At 65.7% G+C, this 16,619-nt stretch carries 17 protein-coding genes; 11 read left to right on the top strand and 6 right to left on the bottom strand.

Annotation, left to right across the window (positions count from 1 at the left end; translation table 11 throughout):
* The first annotated feature begins 59 nt into the window (after positions 1-59).
* Together hemN and ABIB95_RS23200 are read left to right on the top strand one after the other, a co-directional pair.
* The gene (hemN, locus tag ABIB95_RS23195; protein WP_354242434.1) at positions 60-1,412 is read left to right on the top strand and encodes an oxygen-independent coproporphyrinogen III oxidase; all 1,353 of its coding nucleotides are present in this window, start codon (positions 60-62) and stop codon (positions 1,410-1,412) included.
* Between the two features lie 109 nt (positions 1,413-1,521).
* The gene (locus tag ABIB95_RS23200) at positions 1,522-1,719 is read left to right on the top strand and encodes a DUF1858 domain-containing protein (protein WP_014492467.1); all 198 of its coding nucleotides are present in this window, start codon (positions 1,522-1,524) and stop codon (positions 1,717-1,719) included.
* 87 nt (positions 1,720-1,806) lie between these two features.
* Here the strand turns inward: ABIB95_RS23200 and ABIB95_RS23205 are convergent, their stop codons facing one another.
* Positions 1,807-2,517, bottom strand: a complete 711-nt coding sequence (locus ABIB95_RS23205) for a Crp/Fnr family transcriptional regulator (protein WP_038954878.1) — start codon at positions 2,515-2,517, stop codon at positions 1,807-1,809.
* 140 nt (positions 2,518-2,657) lie between these two features.
* Here ABIB95_RS23205 and ABIB95_RS23210 point away from each other — a divergent pair, with 140 nt between their 5' ends.
* Entirely contained in the window at positions 2,658-3,869 is a 1,212-nt protein-coding gene (locus ABIB95_RS23210; RefSeq protein ID WP_208084669.1) for an NnrS family protein, read from the top strand.
* A gap of 2 nt (positions 3,870-3,871) precedes the next feature.
* Here the strand turns inward: ABIB95_RS23210 and ABIB95_RS23215 are convergent, their stop codons facing one another.
* Positions 3,872-4,909, bottom strand: a complete 1,038-nt coding sequence (locus ABIB95_RS23215; RefSeq protein ID WP_354242471.1) for an AraC family transcriptional regulator — start codon at positions 4,907-4,909, stop codon at positions 3,872-3,874.
* Positions 4,910-5,111: 202 nt separating this feature from the next.
* Between ABIB95_RS23215 and ABIB95_RS23220 the strand changes: the two genes are divergently transcribed.
* Together ABIB95_RS23220 and ABIB95_RS23225 are read left to right on the top strand one after the other, a co-directional pair.
* Positions 5,112-5,732, top strand: coding sequence for a response regulator transcription factor (locus ABIB95_RS23220; RefSeq protein ID WP_063986095.1), 621 nt, complete (start codon positions 5,112-5,114; stop codon positions 5,730-5,732).
* A 184-nt stretch (positions 5,733-5,916) separates the two neighbouring features.
* Positions 5,917-7,593, top strand: coding sequence for a mucoidy inhibitor MuiA family protein (locus tag ABIB95_RS23225; protein ID WP_354242439.1), 1,677 nt, complete (start codon positions 5,917-5,919; stop codon positions 7,591-7,593).
* A gap of 74 nt (positions 7,594-7,667) precedes the next feature.
* Here ABIB95_RS23225 and ABIB95_RS23230 read toward each other — a convergent pair whose 3' ends face one another.
* Genes ABIB95_RS23230 through ABIB95_RS23245 form a run of 4 tightly spaced genes read right to left on the bottom strand, consistent with a single transcriptional unit; the run spans position 7,668 to position 10,734 of the window.
* Positions 7,668-8,483, bottom strand: a complete 816-nt coding sequence (locus ABIB95_RS23230) for a heme ABC transporter ATP-binding protein (protein ID WP_354242442.1) — start codon at positions 8,481-8,483, stop codon at positions 7,668-7,670.
* A complete protein-coding gene (locus tag ABIB95_RS23235) occupies positions 8,480-9,574 on the bottom strand; it encodes a FecCD family ABC transporter permease (protein ID WP_354242444.1) in 1,095 nt (364 codons plus the stop codon). The genes ABIB95_RS23230 and ABIB95_RS23235 overlap by 4 nt, the downstream gene beginning before the upstream one ends.
* The gene (locus ABIB95_RS23240; protein ID WP_166344369.1) at positions 9,571-10,521 is read right to left on the bottom strand and encodes a heme/hemin ABC transporter substrate-binding protein; all 951 of its coding nucleotides are present in this window, start codon (positions 10,519-10,521) and stop codon (positions 9,571-9,573) included. Before ABIB95_RS23240 ends, ABIB95_RS23235 begins: the two co-directional genes overlap by 4 nt.
* Positions 10,522-10,527: 6 nt before the next feature.
* Positions 10,528-10,734 carry a hemin uptake protein HemP gene (locus ABIB95_RS23245; RefSeq protein ID WP_354242446.1) on the bottom strand — a complete coding sequence of 69 codons (207 nt, stop codon included), beginning with the start codon at positions 10,732-10,734 and terminating at the stop codon, positions 10,528-10,530.
* Between the two features lie 250 nt (positions 10,735-10,984).
* Here ABIB95_RS23245 and ABIB95_RS23250 point away from each other — a divergent pair, with 250 nt between their 5' ends.
* The 6 genes from ABIB95_RS23250 to ABIB95_RS23275 all read left to right on the top strand — a co-directional run bounded on the left by ABIB95_RS23250 (position 10,985) and on the right by ABIB95_RS23275 (position 16,479).
* Positions 10,985-13,381 (top strand): TonB-dependent hemoglobin/transferrin/lactoferrin family receptor, encoded by a 2,397-nt coding sequence (locus ABIB95_RS23250; RefSeq protein ID WP_354242447.1) that lies wholly within the window; start codon positions 10,985-10,987, stop codon positions 13,379-13,381.
* A 135-nt stretch (positions 13,382-13,516) separates the two neighbouring features.
* Positions 13,517-13,852, top strand: coding sequence for a heme-degrading protein HmuQ (hmuQ, locus tag ABIB95_RS23255; RefSeq protein WP_063981154.1), 336 nt, complete (start codon positions 13,517-13,519; stop codon positions 13,850-13,852).
* A 30-nt stretch (positions 13,853-13,882) separates the two neighbouring features.
* Complete coding sequence (gene hutX / locus ABIB95_RS23260; RefSeq protein WP_354242450.1) at positions 13,883-14,398, top strand: heme utilization cystosolic carrier protein HutX; 516 nt, start codon at positions 13,883-13,885, stop codon at positions 14,396-14,398.
* 27 nt (positions 14,399-14,425) lie between these two features.
* Positions 14,426-15,202, top strand: coding sequence for a tonB-system energizer ExbB (exbB, locus tag ABIB95_RS23265; RefSeq protein ID WP_354242452.1), 777 nt, complete (start codon positions 14,426-14,428; stop codon positions 15,200-15,202).
* A gap of 3 nt (positions 15,203-15,205) precedes the next feature.
* Entirely contained in the window at positions 15,206-15,652 is a 447-nt protein-coding gene (gene exbD, locus ABIB95_RS23270; protein ID WP_354242455.1) for a TonB system transport protein ExbD, read from the top strand.
* On the top strand, positions 15,652-16,479 hold the full coding sequence (locus ABIB95_RS23275; RefSeq protein ID WP_354242458.1) for a TonB family protein: 828 nt from the start codon (positions 15,652-15,654) through the stop codon (positions 16,477-16,479). The genes exbD and ABIB95_RS23275 overlap by 1 nt, the downstream gene beginning before the upstream one ends.
* The last annotated feature ends 140 nt before the right edge of the window (positions 16,480-16,619 follow it).

Here is a 16,619-nt window from a genome sequence, read left to right on the forward strand (position 1 = left end):
CAATGCCATCTGGGATTTGCCGCGCCACCGCGCGGCATCGATTTACGAATGGGTAAGATATGAGGACCGATCTCGCAGCGAGCTACGGCGAAGAGAGATTGCCGCGGTACACGAGCTATCCGACCGCGCCGCATTTTTCGCCGGCGGTCGGCCCGGATACTTATGCCGAATGGCTCGCCGGACTCCCGGCAGGCGCCAGCGCGTCACTCTATCTGCACGTGCCGTTCTGCCGCGAGATGTGCTGGTATTGCGGCTGCCATACCCAGATCGTCCGCCGCGACGGGCTGATCGCCGCCTATCAGCGAACGCTGCGCAGCGAGATCGCGCAGGTGTCTGAGACCATCGGTCGACGCATCAAAGTCGAGCACATCCATTTCGGCGGCGGCACACCGACCATCATGGCGCCGGAGGCCTTTGCCGAGTTGATGGCGGCGATGCGCCATTCGTTCTTCGTGCTGCCCTCGGCCGAAATCGCGGTCGAGATCGACCCGCGCACGCTGACATCAGAGATGGTGGAGGCCATGCGGCTCTCCGGCGTCAACCGCGCGAGCCTGGGCGTGCAGAGCTTCGATCCGGTCGTGCAGCGTGCGATCAATCGCGTGCAGAGCCATGAGCAGACGGCTTCCGTCGTCGATAGGCTGCATCGCGCCGGCATCAACGGGATCAACTTCGACCTCATCTACGGGCTGCCGCACCAGACCGTCGCGTCCTGCCTGGACACCGTTCGGCGCAGCCTCGAGCTCGGGCCCGATCGTTTCTCGGTGTTCGGCTATGCGCACGTGCCTGACTTCAAGAAGCACCAGCGCATGATCAACGAGGCCGTGCTGCCCGACGGCCTCGCGCGTCATGACCAGGCCTGCGCGATCGCCAATGCGCTGAAGGAGGCCGGCTACGTCCAGATCGGGCTCGACCATTTCGCGCGCCCCGACGACGCGATGGCCGTGGCCTTCGAGGAACGGACGCTGCGGCGCAATTTCCAGGGCTACACCACCGACAAGGGCGAAGTCCTGCTTGGTTTCGGCGCGAGCGCGATCGGGCATCTGCCGCAGGGCTATGTGCAGAACCAGGTGCAGATCGGCGCCTACGCCCAGAGCGTCGCCGCCGGCCGCCTCGCCACCGCGAAGGGCTACGGGCTCACCGACGACGACCGGCTGCGCGCCGATATCATCGAGCGCATCATGTGCGAGTTCAGCGCCGATCTCGGCGACATCTGTGCGCGCCATGGTGCGGAGCCCGAAGCGATGCTGCAATCGGCCGCGCGCCTGAAGCCGTTGATCTCGGACGGCATCGTCAGGCTCGACGGCGACCGTCTCGTGGTCGCGAGCGACTCGCGCTTCCTGGTGCGCAGTGTTGCAGCGGCGTTCGATGCGCATCTGGACCCGGCGAAGCAGTTGCACAGCAGGGCGGTGTAGTTCACGTCTCCCCGTAAGAACGGGGAGACGAAGAAGCAACCAACAGCTTGCGCTTCAACAAAGAAGCTCGGACCCACCCGGCTATCGTCACTTCGGAACGGAGTTGTCCATGCCTTTCCGATCCGACGATCTGGTCGATGACATCATGCGTGCGGCGCCGCACACGATCCGCGTGTTCCTCGCCTTCAGGATGGCTTGCGTCGGGTGTCCGATCGCGACCTTCCATACCGTGGAAGACGCCTGCCGCGAGCATGGCATCGATCGCGACAAATTCCTCGCTGCGCTGTGCGAATGCGTGCCGGCGTGAGGCGGGTTGGAGTTCGCACGGGTCGCGTGCGGATTCCCGGGTGAGGGCGGGCTTGCGCCGTAAGCGGAAGCGCCCCTCACCCCTATCTTACGCAGAATTGCCGTCCGCCGTACGCTCCGCCAGCACGACGATCTTGTGCGGATCGCGCAGGATGATGCGCTGGCGGCCGCTCTCGACGAGGCCCTGGCTCTCCCAGCCGCTCAGGATGCGGCTGACGGTGTGCAGCGTGGTGCCCGTCATCTGCGCGATGTCCTGGCGGCTGATCGGGAAGTCGATCTCGATGCCGTGGTCGAGCTTCTTGCCGGACTGTTTTGCGAGCCGCAGCAGCGCATGCGCGACGCGCTGCTCGACCTGCTGGGTCGACATTTCGAGGATGCGGGTGTGGCTCTCCTGCAGCCGCGCGCCGACGGTTTGCAGCGTGTTGGCGGCAATCGCCGGAAACCGCTCGATCAGCCGCGGCCAGGCCGAATTCGGCCAGATCAGCACCACGCTGTCGTCGACCGCCATCGCGGTCGCCGGATAGTGCGCGGCTCCAATCGCCATCGCGAGCCCGAAGGTCTCGCCGGGAGCGACATAGCGCACCACGATCTGCTCGCCGGTCGGGGTGGTCTTGGCCGCGCGGACATGGCCATGCAGCAGCAGGAAGAACGATTGCGCGTCGGCGCCCTGTTCGAAAATGGCGGCGTTCCTGGGGTACCGCGCCGAGCGGGCCTCGCGCAGGATTTCCTCGAGGTCCTCCGGCTTGACGCCTGAAAACAGCGGCAAATGCGCAACCAGCGATGTGTCGACCTTGGCCATTCTGCCTCCTTGGCGCTCGGAGTGTGATGGCACCTGTATTCGTCAGGCAGTTTGCGATAGCGCAAAACGGGCCGGCCGGACGGCAGTATTTTTCCAAATGACGATCCAGGTGACCGTCCGAATTCACAGGAGTTGCCCCCATGGCTGGCGCCCGATCCCGTAACTTTGAGGGCTGGCCGCTGTTTGCGAACAGCTTTCGGCCGTTTTTTCTGCTCGCCGCGATTCAGGCGGGGCTTTCGATCCTGGCCTGGCTGCCGATGTTCTATGGCGAGCTCTCCGTCAGTTCCGCGTTCGCACCGCGCGACTGGCACGTCCACGAAATGCTCTATGGCTTCCTGCCGGCGGTGATCACGGGATTCCTGTTCACGGCGATCCCGAACTGGACCGGGCGGTTGCCGATCCAGGGGACGTCGCTGGGCGCGCTGCTGGTCGTCTGGCTGGCCGGACGTTTTGCAGTGACCCTGTCCGCCGATATCGGTTGGGCGTTCGCACTCGTCGTCGATGCTGCCTTCCTGGCATTGGTCGTTGCTGCGGCCACGCGCGAAATCATCGCGGGCGGCAATTGGCGCAATCTGCCGGTGGTGGTGCTCGTGCTGGTGCTGCTCGCCGGTAACGTCGCCTTCCATCTCGAAGCGCACTTTGAAGGCGCCGCCGATGTCAGCATCCGCGTCGGCATCGGCGTGGTCGTGCTGCTGATCTCGCTGATCGGCGGCCGCATCATCCCGAGCTTCACCCGCAACTGGCTGGTCAAGTTCAATCCCGGCCGCTTGCCGGTGCCGTTCGGGCGCTTCGACGGCGCAGTGATCGGATTGAGCGCGCTCGCGCTGATTGCATGGATCGTGGCGCCGCTGAACACGGTCACCGGCGCGGTGATGGCGCTGGTCGGCGGGCTGCACCTGGTCCGGCTAGCACGCTGGGCCGGCGATCGCACGACGCGCGAGCGGCTGCTGCTGATCCTCCATGTCGGTTATGTCTTCGTGCCGCTGGGCTTCCTGCTGCATGCCCTGGCTGTCTTCGGCGCGCTGCCGCCGAGCGCGGGCATTCATGCCTGGATGGCTGGCGCGGCCGGAACCATGACGCTCGCGGTGATGACGCGCGCGAGCCTCGGGCATACCGGACAGGCGCTGACGGCCTCGCCCGCGACGCAGGGGATTTACGCTGCGATCATCATCGCGGCGCTGGCGCGGGTCGCTGCCGTGGTGTTGCCTGCGCATGGCGATGTCCTGCTGCACATCGCCGCCTGCGGCTGGGTCGTCGCGTTCCTCGGCTTTGCGATTGCGTTCGGCCCGCTGCTCGCCGGCAGCCCCCGGCGCGCCCTTGCCATCATGGGCGTGCCCGCTCCGGCACGCTGAGCCTAGGCCGCGGATGCCGAGGGAACGTGGTCGGGTTTGGCCAATGGCCGCACGCCTTTGCGCCATGCAGTGATCGTGCAGCCGAAGCGGCCACGGAACCAGCGCGCCATCGCGCTCTGCGCGGAGAAGCCGAGCTGGGTGGCGATATCGGCCAGCGACCGGCCGGGGTCGTCGATCAGCTGGATCACGAGATCGGCGCGCTGCGCGTCGAGGATCGCCGAGAAGCTGGTGCCCGATGCGGCGAGGTGCCGATGGATGGTGCGGCGGGTGCAGGCGAGATGCTCGGCCACGCGCTCGACCGTGCAGTCGCCGCTTGCGAGCAAGATGCGTACCACTTCGTCGACCTTCTCCTCCCAGCTTGCCGGCCGCGTCTCGATCGCTTCGATCCGCTTGCGCAGATAGTTCGCGATCAGCGGATGCGCGCTCGGGATCCGCCGCTCCATGTCATGCGCCGACAACAGGATCGCATCGTCATCGGCATTGAAGGTGACGCGGCAACCGAAGAAGTCGCGGTAGCGCTTGCGGTCGTGTGGCGGCGGATAATGCAGATGCACCTCGAGCGGCCGCCAATCGCTGCTGAACAGCGACTGGATGATGCGGTGGATGCTGCCGAGTGCCATGTCGATCGACTGGCGCGGCGCGGTCGGCTGCCGGCCGCGTAGATGCAGCGTGACCGTCACGGCCTGCTTGTCGCGCGTGACCTCAAGCTTCATGCCGTCGTGATGGACATGGATGAAGCGCGAGAACGCTTCGATGGCCTCGCCGACGGTCGCCTGTTCACGCACGATCAGGCCGACTGCGCCGAAATTGGTGAGCCCGCCACGCTCGGCGAGCCGCAAGCCGAAATCTTCGGCACCCGATGCCTCTGCCGACAATTCGAGCAGCCGGCGCAGGCTGGTCACGGCAATGGGGGTATCGGGCTTGTCGAGCACGGCCAGCGGCAGCCTGACCTTGCGCATCATCTGTTTGGGGTCGAGTCCGACCGACCGGGCGACATCCGGGTAGTAGCTCAAGCCTGCGCTGCGCATGAGGTCGGTCATGCGACCCGTTCCTGTCAGCCATTCCCGCAGATGTCCCGAAATGTAAAGTTTCTGTCCCGATCCGTCAAATCCGGGAACAGGATGGAACATACATAAGGGAAACCGAAGCACGGGCGTGAATGCCGTGCGTATGACGACGCGGCGCGACGAAGCCCTGCTGCCGTCTCGGGCCATTTGACCAAGACATTGCTGGATCGGGATGATGCCGGGAAACATGCTTTCCAAGGGTGAGGTATTCGTCATTGAAACTGACGCAGCCTCCCGCGAACAACTTTCAATGGCGCTTCAACAGAGCGCCTATGACGTGATCTGCTTTGCCGACGGCGCGTCGCTGCTCTCGGAAGCAAAGGCCCGGATGCCGGCCTGCGTGCTGCTTGAGATGCCGCCGGATCGTTCTGCCCTCGACGTGCTCAAGCGCCTGCGCGAGGAGAACTGCATGGCGCCGGTCCTGGTGACCTCGGCGAACGGCAGCATCGCCATGGCGGTCGACGCGATCAAGAGCGGCGCGGCCGACTTCATCGAGAAGCCGTTCCGCACCCGCGACATCGTCGACCGGATCGATGCTGCCATCGACGAGTTCGCGCAGCCGGGTTCAAACCGGCAACGCTGGCTGCCCGGCTGCGAGCCCCTGACCGGGCGCGAAGTCGATGTGCTCGAGCACCTTGCTGCCGGCCTGACCAACAAGGAGATCGCCCGGCGCATACATCTGAGTGCGCGGACGGTCGAAGGCTACCGCGCAGGCATCCTGAAGAAGGCCGGCGCCCGCAACGTGACCGATCTGCTCCGCCGCATCTTCGGCCAGGGTTCGCCCACCCCGGTTTAAGGACCTAAGTTTAACGGCTTCGCCACGGGACGACGACACGTTCCGCGGCCTTGGTGCGGCCGCGGCGGCGCCCCACGGAAACCCCAATCGAACCAGTTCCTTCCCTGCCGCGTCCAACCATGTTGGCGAGGCATTTGATCGCACGCGTCCGGCTGGCGGCGCGGCGATACGGAAGGAGGACTTTATGCGCATCACAGCAAGATGTTTGGCAACGACGAGCCTGGTTCTGGTGACCATGGCGACGGCGTCGCCATCATGGGCCGCCGATGTGGACGCCACATCGGCCATCGACACCGTCACAGTCTATCCGGACGGCGCCACCGTCACCCGTGTCATCGCGTTGGACCTCGCCTCCGGCGACAGCACGCTGGTCGCCAAGGACTTTCCGCTCTCGCTCGATCCGTCCTCCCTCCGTGTCGAGGGCGAGGCGGGCGCAAAACTCACCATCGGGACCATCGACGCGCGGCCGCCGCGCGCGGCACAACCCGCGAATCTGCCCGAGCTCGATAAGCGCATCGAGGCGTTGAAGGATCAGCGCGCCGATCTGCAAGGCGACATCGACGCGGCCAACGCCCGGCGCAAATTCGCGCAGCACTTTGCAGAGGCTTCTCCCGCCGGCCTTGGCGAGAAGGGCGAGGCTCGGCCGATCACCGAATGGCGCGCAGCCTTTACCGCGGTCGCCGAGGAGATCGCGACCGCCGACACCGCGATCCGCGACGCCACGCGAAAGCAGCGCGAGATCGATCGGCAGCTCGCGCAACTTGAAGCGGAGCGTTCGGCCAAGCCGCCGAGCAAGCTCGAGGTTCGCATCGATGTCGCCTCCGCCGCCGCGACGAAGGCGACGTTGCGGGTGACTTATGCAGTCCGCAATGCGCGCTGGCTGCCGCTGTATGATGCCCGGCTCGACACCGGTGCCAAGGACCGCAAGCCGCAGCTCGAGCTGGTTCGCCGCGCCGAGGTGACGCAGTCGACCGGCGAAGACTGGTCGAACGTCAGCCTCGGTGTTTCCACCGTTCGCGTCAGCCGCGGCGGTAGCGCACCGGAGCTGAATTCGCTGGTTGTGAGGTATCCGCAACTGCCGAAGCCGCTGGCAATGGGCACGGCGTCGGACATGGCGGTGCCCGCGCAGCCGATGACGCGGCAGGCGCAATCTCCGGCGATGGCGAAAGCTGCGGAGCCCGAGCTGCGTGAGCGCGCGGACGAGCAGCAGGCCAACGCCGAGATCGGCGATTTCCAGGCCGTGTATCAGATCAGCGGCCGCGTCAGCCTCGGTGCCAATGAGGGCGCCAAGAGCCTGCTCATCTCCTCCATGACGGTGACGCCCGACCTCGCCATCCGTGCCGCCCCGGTCGCGGATCCCACCGCTTACCTCGAGGCGTCATTCAAGCTTGCCGAGGATACCAATCTGCTGCCCGGCAAGGTCGCGATCTTCCGCGACGGCACGTTCGTCGGTCGCAGCAAATTCTCGACCGCCGCGCGGAACGACGCGATCCGGCTCGGCTTCGGTGCCGACGACAAGATCAAGATCGAGCGCACCGTCATCAGGCAGAACGAAGGCACGGCCGGGGTGATCGCGTCCTCCAAGACCGACACGCGTTCGTTCCGCACCGTCGTTCGCAACGGGCACGACTTCCCGATCCGCATCGCGATCGAGGATCAGCTTCCGGTCAGCGAGAACGAGGATATTGGCGTCGAGATGCTGTCCTCGACCACGCCGCCCACGACCACCAATCTGCGCGAAAGGCGCGGCGTGCTGGAATGGGCGTTCGACGCAAAACCCGGCGAGATCAAGGAGATCAAGTTCGCCTGGCGCGTCCGCTGGCCCAAGGACAAGGGCATGGTGATCGTGCCGGCGGGGTAATGCGCCCGGTCTGAACCGAGGCGCGGCGCCGTCTTCGTTACCTCTCTCCGCAAGCGGGGCGAGGGAGTGCATCTTCACCGCGGCGGCAGTTCGGCTCGCGCCGCCGCCCGCATCGATTGCGGCAGCACGTAGGGCACGCCGTCGTCGGCCTGATGAACGACGGCGTCGATTTCGAAGATGTCGCGAATGGTCTCGCGCGTGACGATTTCCGCGCGCGGGCCGTCGGCAGCGAGCTTGCCGCCGTTCAGGACGATGAGCCGGTCGGCGAAGCGGATCGCGAGGTTGAGGTCGTGCAGGATCGCGATGACAGCCGTGCCGCCTGCGGCGCGGCGGCGCGCGGCTTCGACGAGGTCGATCTGGTGGCGCAGGTCGAGGCTCGATGTCGGCTCGTCCAGCAGCAGGAGCCCCGGCCCATGCTCGGCCTCGCCGCAGGCGAGCTGCACCAGCACGCGGGCGAAATGGGTGCGCTGCTGCTCGCCGCCCGATAGCGTCGGCAATTGCCGTTCGCGAAAATGCGCGAGGCCAACCTCGTCCAGCGCGGCATCGACGAGCGACACGGCATCGCGCAGGCTGCGGTCGCCCGCGCCCATCAGCACGATCTCCTCGACCGTGAAGGGGAAGGTGACGTTGATGTGCTGGGACAGCATCGCGCGGCGCGCGGCAAGCTCGCGCGGCGTATAACTGCTTATGTCGCGCCGCTTCAGGTGCACCTCGCCCTCGCTCGGGCGGAGATCGCCGGAGAGCAGCCGCAGCAGCGTCGACTTGCCGGCGCCGTTCGGGCCGATGATCGCGACCATCTCGCCGGCTTCAACCGAAAGGCCGACGCCATCGAGCAGCGTGGCGCGGCCGGCGCGCTTGCTGAGAGATCGCGCCTCGATCACGGCGCTCATAGCGAGGCGAGCCCGCGCTGGCGCAGCAGGATGCCGAGGAAGACAGGCGCGCCGACCGCTGCCGTCAAGATGCCGATCGGCATCTCCGCGGGCGCCACGATCGTGCGCGCCAGCGTGTCGGCGCCGACCATCAGGATCGCGCCGAGCAGCACCGAGGCCGGCAGCAGCAGGCGATGCGCAGGTCCAATAACGAGACGGAGGAGATGCGGCACGACGATGCCGACGAAGCCGATGACGCCGCTGATCGACACCGCGACCCCAGTCATGGCGGAGACCATGACGATCGAGATCCGCTTGAGACGCTCGACGTCGACGCCGCCGTGAAACGCGTCGGCCTCGCCGAGCACCAGCAGATCGAGGCCGCGCGCGATATACGCGCAGGCGCCGAGCCCGATGATGAGGATCGGCGCGAGCACGGCGGCCTTGGTCCAGGTCGCGCCGCTCATCGAGCCCAGCAGCCAGAATGTAATGTCGCGAAGCTGGCGGTCGTCGGCGATGAACACCAGAAGCCCGATGCCGGCATTGGTGATGGCAGTGATGGCGACGCCGGCGAGCAGGAAGATCGCGATCGAGGTCCGCCCCGCGCGGCTGGAGATGCCGTAAAGGATCGCGGTCGTGGCCAGCGAGCCCGCAAAGGCCGCGAGCGGCAACAGCTCGGTCTGGAGGAAGCGCAATGTCTCGCCGAAGCGCGAGTCGGTGAAGACGATCGCGCTTGCTGCCGCGAGCGCGCCGCCGCTGGAGACCCCGACCAGCGCGGGATCGGCGAGCGGGTTACGAAACAATCCTTGCATGATCGCGCCGGCCGCGGCGAGCAGGCCGCCGACCATCGCAGTCGCCGCGATCCGGGGAATCCGGATCGACCACAGCACCAGCTGGTCGCGCGTCGTCACGGCGTCGGCGGTGCTGTTGCCTGCAAGACCGAGTGCGGCGGGCAAGCGAGAGAGGGGAATTCCGGCTGCGCCCACGGTCAGCGCAACGATGGCGGTGGCGGCGAGGATCACCAAGAGGAGGGGAATGGCAATCGACGTAAATCGCCGTCCCGCGCCCGCGCGGCGCGGGCTCCGCGAGTCCGTCCCGATCGCCACGCTCATTGCCGGCAGTTCGCCGCCGACAGAGCCGACGTGAAGGCGCCGCCCTCGGCCAATGCCGGATAGAGCTTGACGGAGAGATCACGGGCCGCCGCGGCCGTGCGCGGGCCGAAGCCGAGTAGATAGAGCCCGTCCATCGTGATGAAGCTCTTGTTGGCCGCGACCGGCGTCAAGGCGAAGCCGGGATGGGTGTAGACCGCGTCGGCCTGCAGTGAATCCTTGCCGCGCTCGATCGACAGCACGACGTCGGGTTTTGCCGCGACGATCGCCTCGTCGCCGATGTTCTTGTAGCCGTCGTAATCCTCGACCGCGTTGGTGGCGCCCGCGAGCTGGATGATCTCGTCGGCGGCGGTCTTGTGACCGGCGACCATCGCCCGTCCGTTCAGGAGCGACATCACGAACATCACGCGGACCGGCTTCGTGACCTTGGCACGCAGTGCGCGCAACTGCGCAAGATCCGTAGCCACTGCGGTGCTCAGGCACTCGGCGCGCGCATCGACGCCCATGGCATGGCCGACCAGCTTGATCTTCTCGATCAGGCCTTCCTCGGAGAAGGTCTCGGGCACCAGCACTAGCGGCACCTTCGCCGTCTCCAGGAGGTCCATGGTCTCGCGCGGGCCCGATCCCTGGATCGCCAGGATCAGGGTCGGGTTGAGGCCCAGCACGCCCTCGGCCGAAATCTGGCGCATGTAGCCGACATTGGGTTTGTCGTGCAGCGCCGCCGCCGGATACAGGCTCGTGGTGTCGACGCCAACCAGGCGGCTCTCCAGCCCGAGCGCATAGAGGATCTCGGTAATGGCGCCGCCGATCGAGACCGTGCGGGCGAAGTCGGCAACGGCGACATCGCGATTGCGCGCATCATGCACCGTGATACCGGCGGCGTGCGCGGTCGAGGCGAGCGCGATGGTGCCGGTGAGCAGGAGGTTTGCGAGGGTGCGACAAAATGTCATTGCAGGTTACTTCGTCAGGATCAGCTTGTTCTGCGAGGTCAGGCGAAGGCGATAGGCGTCCTCGCCATGCGCGATGATGATCTCGCGCTCCGCCGCAAACAGCTCGCGGCTGTCGATCCGGCTCCCTCGCACAATGAGAGTTCTCGTTGTTGCAGAAGGACTTTGTGCATGCCCCGCTGCATCGCCGTTGCTGTCTCCTGATCTTGCTGACATGATGAGTGTGATGCGCTTTCAAAATCTTGCTGTGCTGTTTGTTTGTATAAGCGGCACCAAGCGCATTCCAACGGCAGCAATTTACAATCGATATAAACTGCGGCCTCGTGACATTGACCGTCAGAGTGTGGCCACGTAACCAAATGTAACAATGCGGGCCGGGGGGCCTGCACCAGAGAATAGCCAGCCAGTCGCTCGCCGCGCGAGCGCACGCCAGCCAAACAAGACATATCATGATTGGGTTGGGTGTATGGCTGACGGGGCTAGGTATTCGCGCGCGCTGATTTTGGGCGCGTCGGTGGTTTCAATTGCGGCGGTGTCGCCGGTGAGCAGCTTTGCGCAGACCGCGGATCAAACCGCGCAATCATCCAAGCCGGTGAAGCCCAAGCAGGCCAAGCGCAATCCGGCCAAGCCGCAAGCTGTTCAGCCGCAGCAGGCCAGCACCAGCGTGTGGGATGCACGCGCGCAGGCGATCGTCGGTGTTCAGGCGCTCGACACCATCACGGCTGCCGCCTCCAAGACCGACGAGCGCGCGGTCGACGCGCTCGCACCGGTCAGCGTCGTGACTTCGGCGCAGATCGAAAGCCGCCAGGCCAGCACCGTCGGCGATCTCATCTATAATGTGCCGGGCGTGTGGGTTCAGAACCGCGGCGATGAGCCGTCCACCTCGATCAATATCCGCGGCTTGCAGGATTTCGGCCGGGTCGCCGTCGTGGTCGACGGCGCGCGGCAGAATTATCAGCGCACGGGCCATTTCGCCAACGGCTCGTTCTTCCTCAACCCCGAGCTGATCAGCGGCATCGACATCGTTCGTGGTCCGACCGCCAACATCTACGGCTCCGGTGCGATCGGCGGCGTGGCATCGTTCCGCACCAAGGATATCGAGGACGTCGTGCGTGCCGGCGAACGCTGGGGCGTCGATGTCAAGACCATTCTTGGCAGCAATTACGGACGCGCGCTCGGTTCGGCCTTCGGCGGTGTTCACGTCAATCCGAATGTGGATGTGTTCGCGGGCGGCACCTATTCGACGCAGGAGAGCTACAAAGACGGCACCGGCTTCGAGGTCGCCAACACCGGCAACCGGCTCACCAGCGGCATCGCCAAGCTGACGGTGCGCCCGGCCGACGGGCACGAGATCAAGCTCGGCACCATCTTCCAGGAGGACATCTACAGCGTGGGTCAGCCGCCGCGCCGTGCCGGCGATCCCAACTCGACCAATGCGAACGGCGCCAACAACCTGAGCGGCACGTCGATCTACAGGTCCGACGTCAAGAACTACACCACGACGCTCGGCTGGAAATATTCGCAGCCGGATGACCAGTGGTTCGACTGGGATGCGAAGGTCTACTGGAATCGCACCGAGAACGACCAGGTCAAGACCGCGCATACCAGCACGACGCCGTCGGTCTTCTGCGGCGGCGTGCCCGGCAATGCCGTGTCCGGCTGTATCGGCAGCAACCGCGGATATCTGCTCGATACGGTCGGCGTCGACGTGTACAACACCACGCGCTTCGATACCGGCAGCTGGCGTCACGCGGTGACCTACGGACTGGACGCTTTCCAGGACAAGGTGTCGACGCAGGACAGGACCGGCACTTCGGAAGTGACGACGCCCGGCGGTCAGCGTACGGTCTCCGGCGGTTTCGTGCAGTGGAAGGCCAATTACACCTCCATGCTCGAGGTGATCGGCGCGCTTCGTTACGACAATTATCAGCTCTCCTCGGCATCCTCGTCGTCCGGCGGCGACCGTTTGTCGCCGAAGATCACCGTCGGGCTCGTTCCCACGGCGGTCGTGACGCCCTATGTCAGCTACGCCGAAGGTTACCGCGCGCCGTCGATCACGGAAACGCTGGTCAGCGGTCCGCATTCGGGCGCGACGGTCAACGACTCGTTCTTCCGCTGTCCGTCGGGCACGCCGGGTCCGGGCGCGGATTCGACCTTCTGCTTCGTCCCGAATCCGAACCTGCGGCCCGAGGTCGGCAAGAACAAGGAGATCGGCTTCAACATCAAGAAGAACGATCTGTTCACGGCGGGCGATACGCTGCGCGGCAAGATCAACGTGTTCCGCAACGACATCTCCGACTTCATCGATCAGGTGGCCTATGGAAATCCGCTGGTGGTCCCCACCGGCCCGCCGCCGGCGCCCTCCATCACCGTGCTTCCGTTCCTGCAATATCAGAACGTCGCGTCCGCCCGCATCCAGGGTCTTGAGGCCGAGGCGATGTACGACGCGAACACCTGGTTCTTCGGCCTCTCCGGCAGTTACCAGAACGGCAAAAACCTTCAGACAGGATTTGGCCTGTACAGCGTTCCGCCGCAGAAGGTCACGACGACCGCCGGCGTGCGGTTGCTGGACCGGACCCTGATCCTCTCGGTGATGTGGACGTCGGTGATTGCGAACACCGACATCCCGCCGACCTATACGCCGGCGACGTCGTACGATCTCGTCAACCTCTACGCCCAGTATCAGCCGCGGCCCGATCTCACGCTCAACTTCTCGGTCGAAAATCTTCTCAACCAGTACTACCGGCCCTACGCCATTCCGGTCGGCAGCACGGGCGATACGCAAAACGACGTGAAATGGGCGAGCGCCGGCCCCGGGCTCGTGGTCAAGGGAGGCCTGAAGTACCACTTCGGCGGCATCTAAGGAGTACGCCGACGACAGCAACGGGACGCCGTATTGACCGCCAGAGCCACGCTGATGTCCCAGCGTGGCTTCGGCACGTTCTGAAACATCCGCTCGGCATTCGCCGATCAACAAGACTGACAGGAGAAAAATCTGATGTTCATCGCCATGAATCGTTTCCAGGTGAAGCTCGGCTCGGAAGCTGCTTTCGAGACCGTCTGGCGCACCCGTGAATCCTATCTCGGCAGCATGGCCGGCTTCGTCGAATTCCACCTGCTGAAGGGGCCGGCGCTCGAGGACCACACGCTGTATTCCTCGCACACGGTCTGGGTCGACAAGGCAGCCTTCGAGGCCTGGACGCGATCGGACGAATTCCGCCGCGCCCACGCGCGCGCCGACAACAAGACCGGCGAAAGCCTCTATCTCGGCCATCCCAAGTTCGAAGGGTTCGAGGTCATCATGACCGAACGTAAGACGAACGCGGCCGCCTAGATCGCGGCGGATCAGGAAAGGGAGCCGGACATGCTGAGCACCGATCTCGCCGATCTCAAGGCGTATATGGCCGACAATCCCGGTGCGGTGATCGAGGACGTTGCGCGCGAGCGCAAGGTCACTCCGCGCGCGGTGATCGAGGCGCTGCCGTCGTCGATGGTCCGCGTTGGTGGCGGCGAGCATTTCGCCGCCGCCATGCAGGACATCGCCGCGTGGGGCGAGGTCACGCTCATCGTGCACACGGATGACGCGATCTTCGAGTTCACGGGCGCGGTCCCGGCGGGCGAGGTCGGCCGCGGCTATTTCAACCTGATGCAGCCGAAGGGATTGCACGGCCACCTCCGCCACGAGCGCTGCGCGGCCTTGGCCTTCGTCGAGCGTCCCTTCATGGGCAAGACCTCGGCCTTCGTCGCCTTCGTCAATGTCGACGGCGGCATCATGTTCAAGGTCTTCGTCGGCCGCGACGAGACCCGGGCGCTGCGGGCGGATCAGCTCGTGCGGTTCCGTCAGCTGGCGGACCGGATCGCGGCGCAGGGCGTGGCATAATTTCCTTCTGCCTATCGGGAGATCAGGATGCAGAGCAATTTTAGGCTTCGGCATGTGATCCTAACAATTGGGCTGGTGCTCGCGCCGGCCCCGGCCTTCGCGATCGACGAAGCGCTGTTGCCGCGCAATCTGTCGCCCTGGGGCATGTTCCTCGGTGCCGACATCATCGTGAAGGTGGTGATGGTGGGGCTCGCCGTCGCCTCGCTGGTGACGTGGACAGTGTGGCTCGCCAAGACCATCGAGCTGCGCCGCAAGGGCGCGCTCGCCGTGCAGCGGACGCGTGCGCTCGAGGGCAGGATGAAGCTGGCGGAGGCGGCGGAGCGGACCGGCGACGCGCATGATGCGGTCGCCCAGCTCATCCAGACCTGCGCGAAGGAGGCGGAGCTCTCCGGCGGCATTGTCGATGACGGTCTTCAGGAGCGCGTCGCGCTGCGGCTGGAACGGGTCGAGGCGGCGATGTCCAGGCAAATCGCGCGCGGCACCGGCGTGCTCGCGACCATCGGCGCCACCGCGCCGTTCGTCGGGCTGTTCGGCACGGTCTGGGGCATCATGAATTCCTTCATCGGCATCTCCGAGAGCCACACCACGAGCCTTGCGGTGGTCGCGCCCGGTATCGCCGAGGCGCTGCTTGCGACAGCGCTCGGACTCGTCGCCGCGATCCCGGCGGTCGTGATCTACAATCAGCTCGTCCGCGGCATCGCCAATTACCGCGCGCTGCTTGGAGACGCCTCGGCGCAGCTCATGCTGCTGGTCAGCCGGCAGCGCGACAACAGAGAGTTCCGCCTGGCGCGGGCGGCGGAGTAGGCCATGGCCGCGAAACTCGGCGCGCGCGGGGGATCGCCGCTGAGGCGCGGCGACCCCGGCGATCTCGACGTCACCCATGAGATTAACGTCACGCCGTTCATCGACGTGATGCTGGTGCTGCTGATCATCTTCATGGTGGCGGCCCCGCTCGCCACCGTCGACATCGGCGTCGAGCTGCCGGCCACCGTCGCCGAGCCGGCGCCGCGGCCGGACAAGCCCACCTTCGTGACGGTGAAACCGGATCTCACCGTCGCCGTCGGCGAGGAGACAATGGCACGCGAAGGCCTCGTCACGGCGCTCGATGCCGCCACCAAGGGCCGCAAGGACGAGCGCATCTATCTGCGCGCCGACAAGGCTGTCTCTTATGGCGACCTGATGGAGGTAATGAACACCTTGCGCAATGGCGGCTATCTCAAGGTCGCCCTGGTCGGCCTCGACGGACGCAGCTGATGTCGGCGAGCGCTTTTGCCCTGCATGAACCGCTCGGCGAGCGTGAAACGGCGCGTTGGGGCGTTTCGGCCGCGGTGATCGTGGCGTTGCATGTCATCGCTGCGGTGATCGCGATGAATTGGGTGCGGTCGCAACCGGAGCAGGGCGTCACCCTGCCTGCGGTCATGATCGACATGGCTCCGATCACGTCGGCGCCTCAGGCGACGCCGGATGACGTGGTGCCGGGGCCGGTGATGAAGGAGGCCGATGCCTCACCGCCGGAGCCGATGCAGCGGCAGGCGGTCGAGGAGACCATCGCGCCGACACCGCCGCAGGAGAAGCCCGACGTGGTGGCGCCGCCGGAGCAGAAGCTCGAGCCGACACCGGACAAGCCGGAACCTGCGAAGATCGTGCCGGTCGAAAAGCCTGCGCCGGAGAAGCCGAAGGTGGTCCGCCGCGAGGCCAGGACGCCGTCGAACGCGACGCCCGCGCCTCGCACCAGCGCGCCACCGCGCGCCGAGCGGGAGGCGCCTGCAGCGTCCGCCATGAGCGCGGGCGCGATCGCATCACTGGTTGCGACCTACAATCAGCGCGTCCGTGCACATCTGATGCGCCTTCACTCCTATCCGTCCGGCGGCAACGGTCAGCGCGGGGTGGTCCGGGTGAGTTTCACGATCGGCCGTAACGGCCAGGTCACGTCCAGCCGCATCGCTTCGTCCGGCGTTGCCGCGTTCGATGCCAAGGCCACGTCGATGATCCACCAGGCCTCGCCGTTCCCGCCGATCCCGGCGGAGATCAAGAACAGCTCGATGAGCTTTACCGTTCCGGTGGACTTTATCGTGCGGTGAGGTTGCTCTCTCACTCTCTCTCCCCGTTCTTACGGGGAGAGAGAGGGGTGAGCGACTGTGTTCGCTGTCAAGCGGGTTGCCATGGTGTTTTCGTCCTGATCATGACGTTGAGGATGGTCAGCAGCTTGCGGGCGACGGCG

Origin of the sequence: Bradyrhizobium sp. LA2.1, from assembly GCF_040547725.1 — a bacterium.
Taxonomy (GTDB): Bacteria; Pseudomonadota; Alphaproteobacteria; order Rhizobiales; family Xanthobacteraceae; genus Bradyrhizobium; species Bradyrhizobium barranii.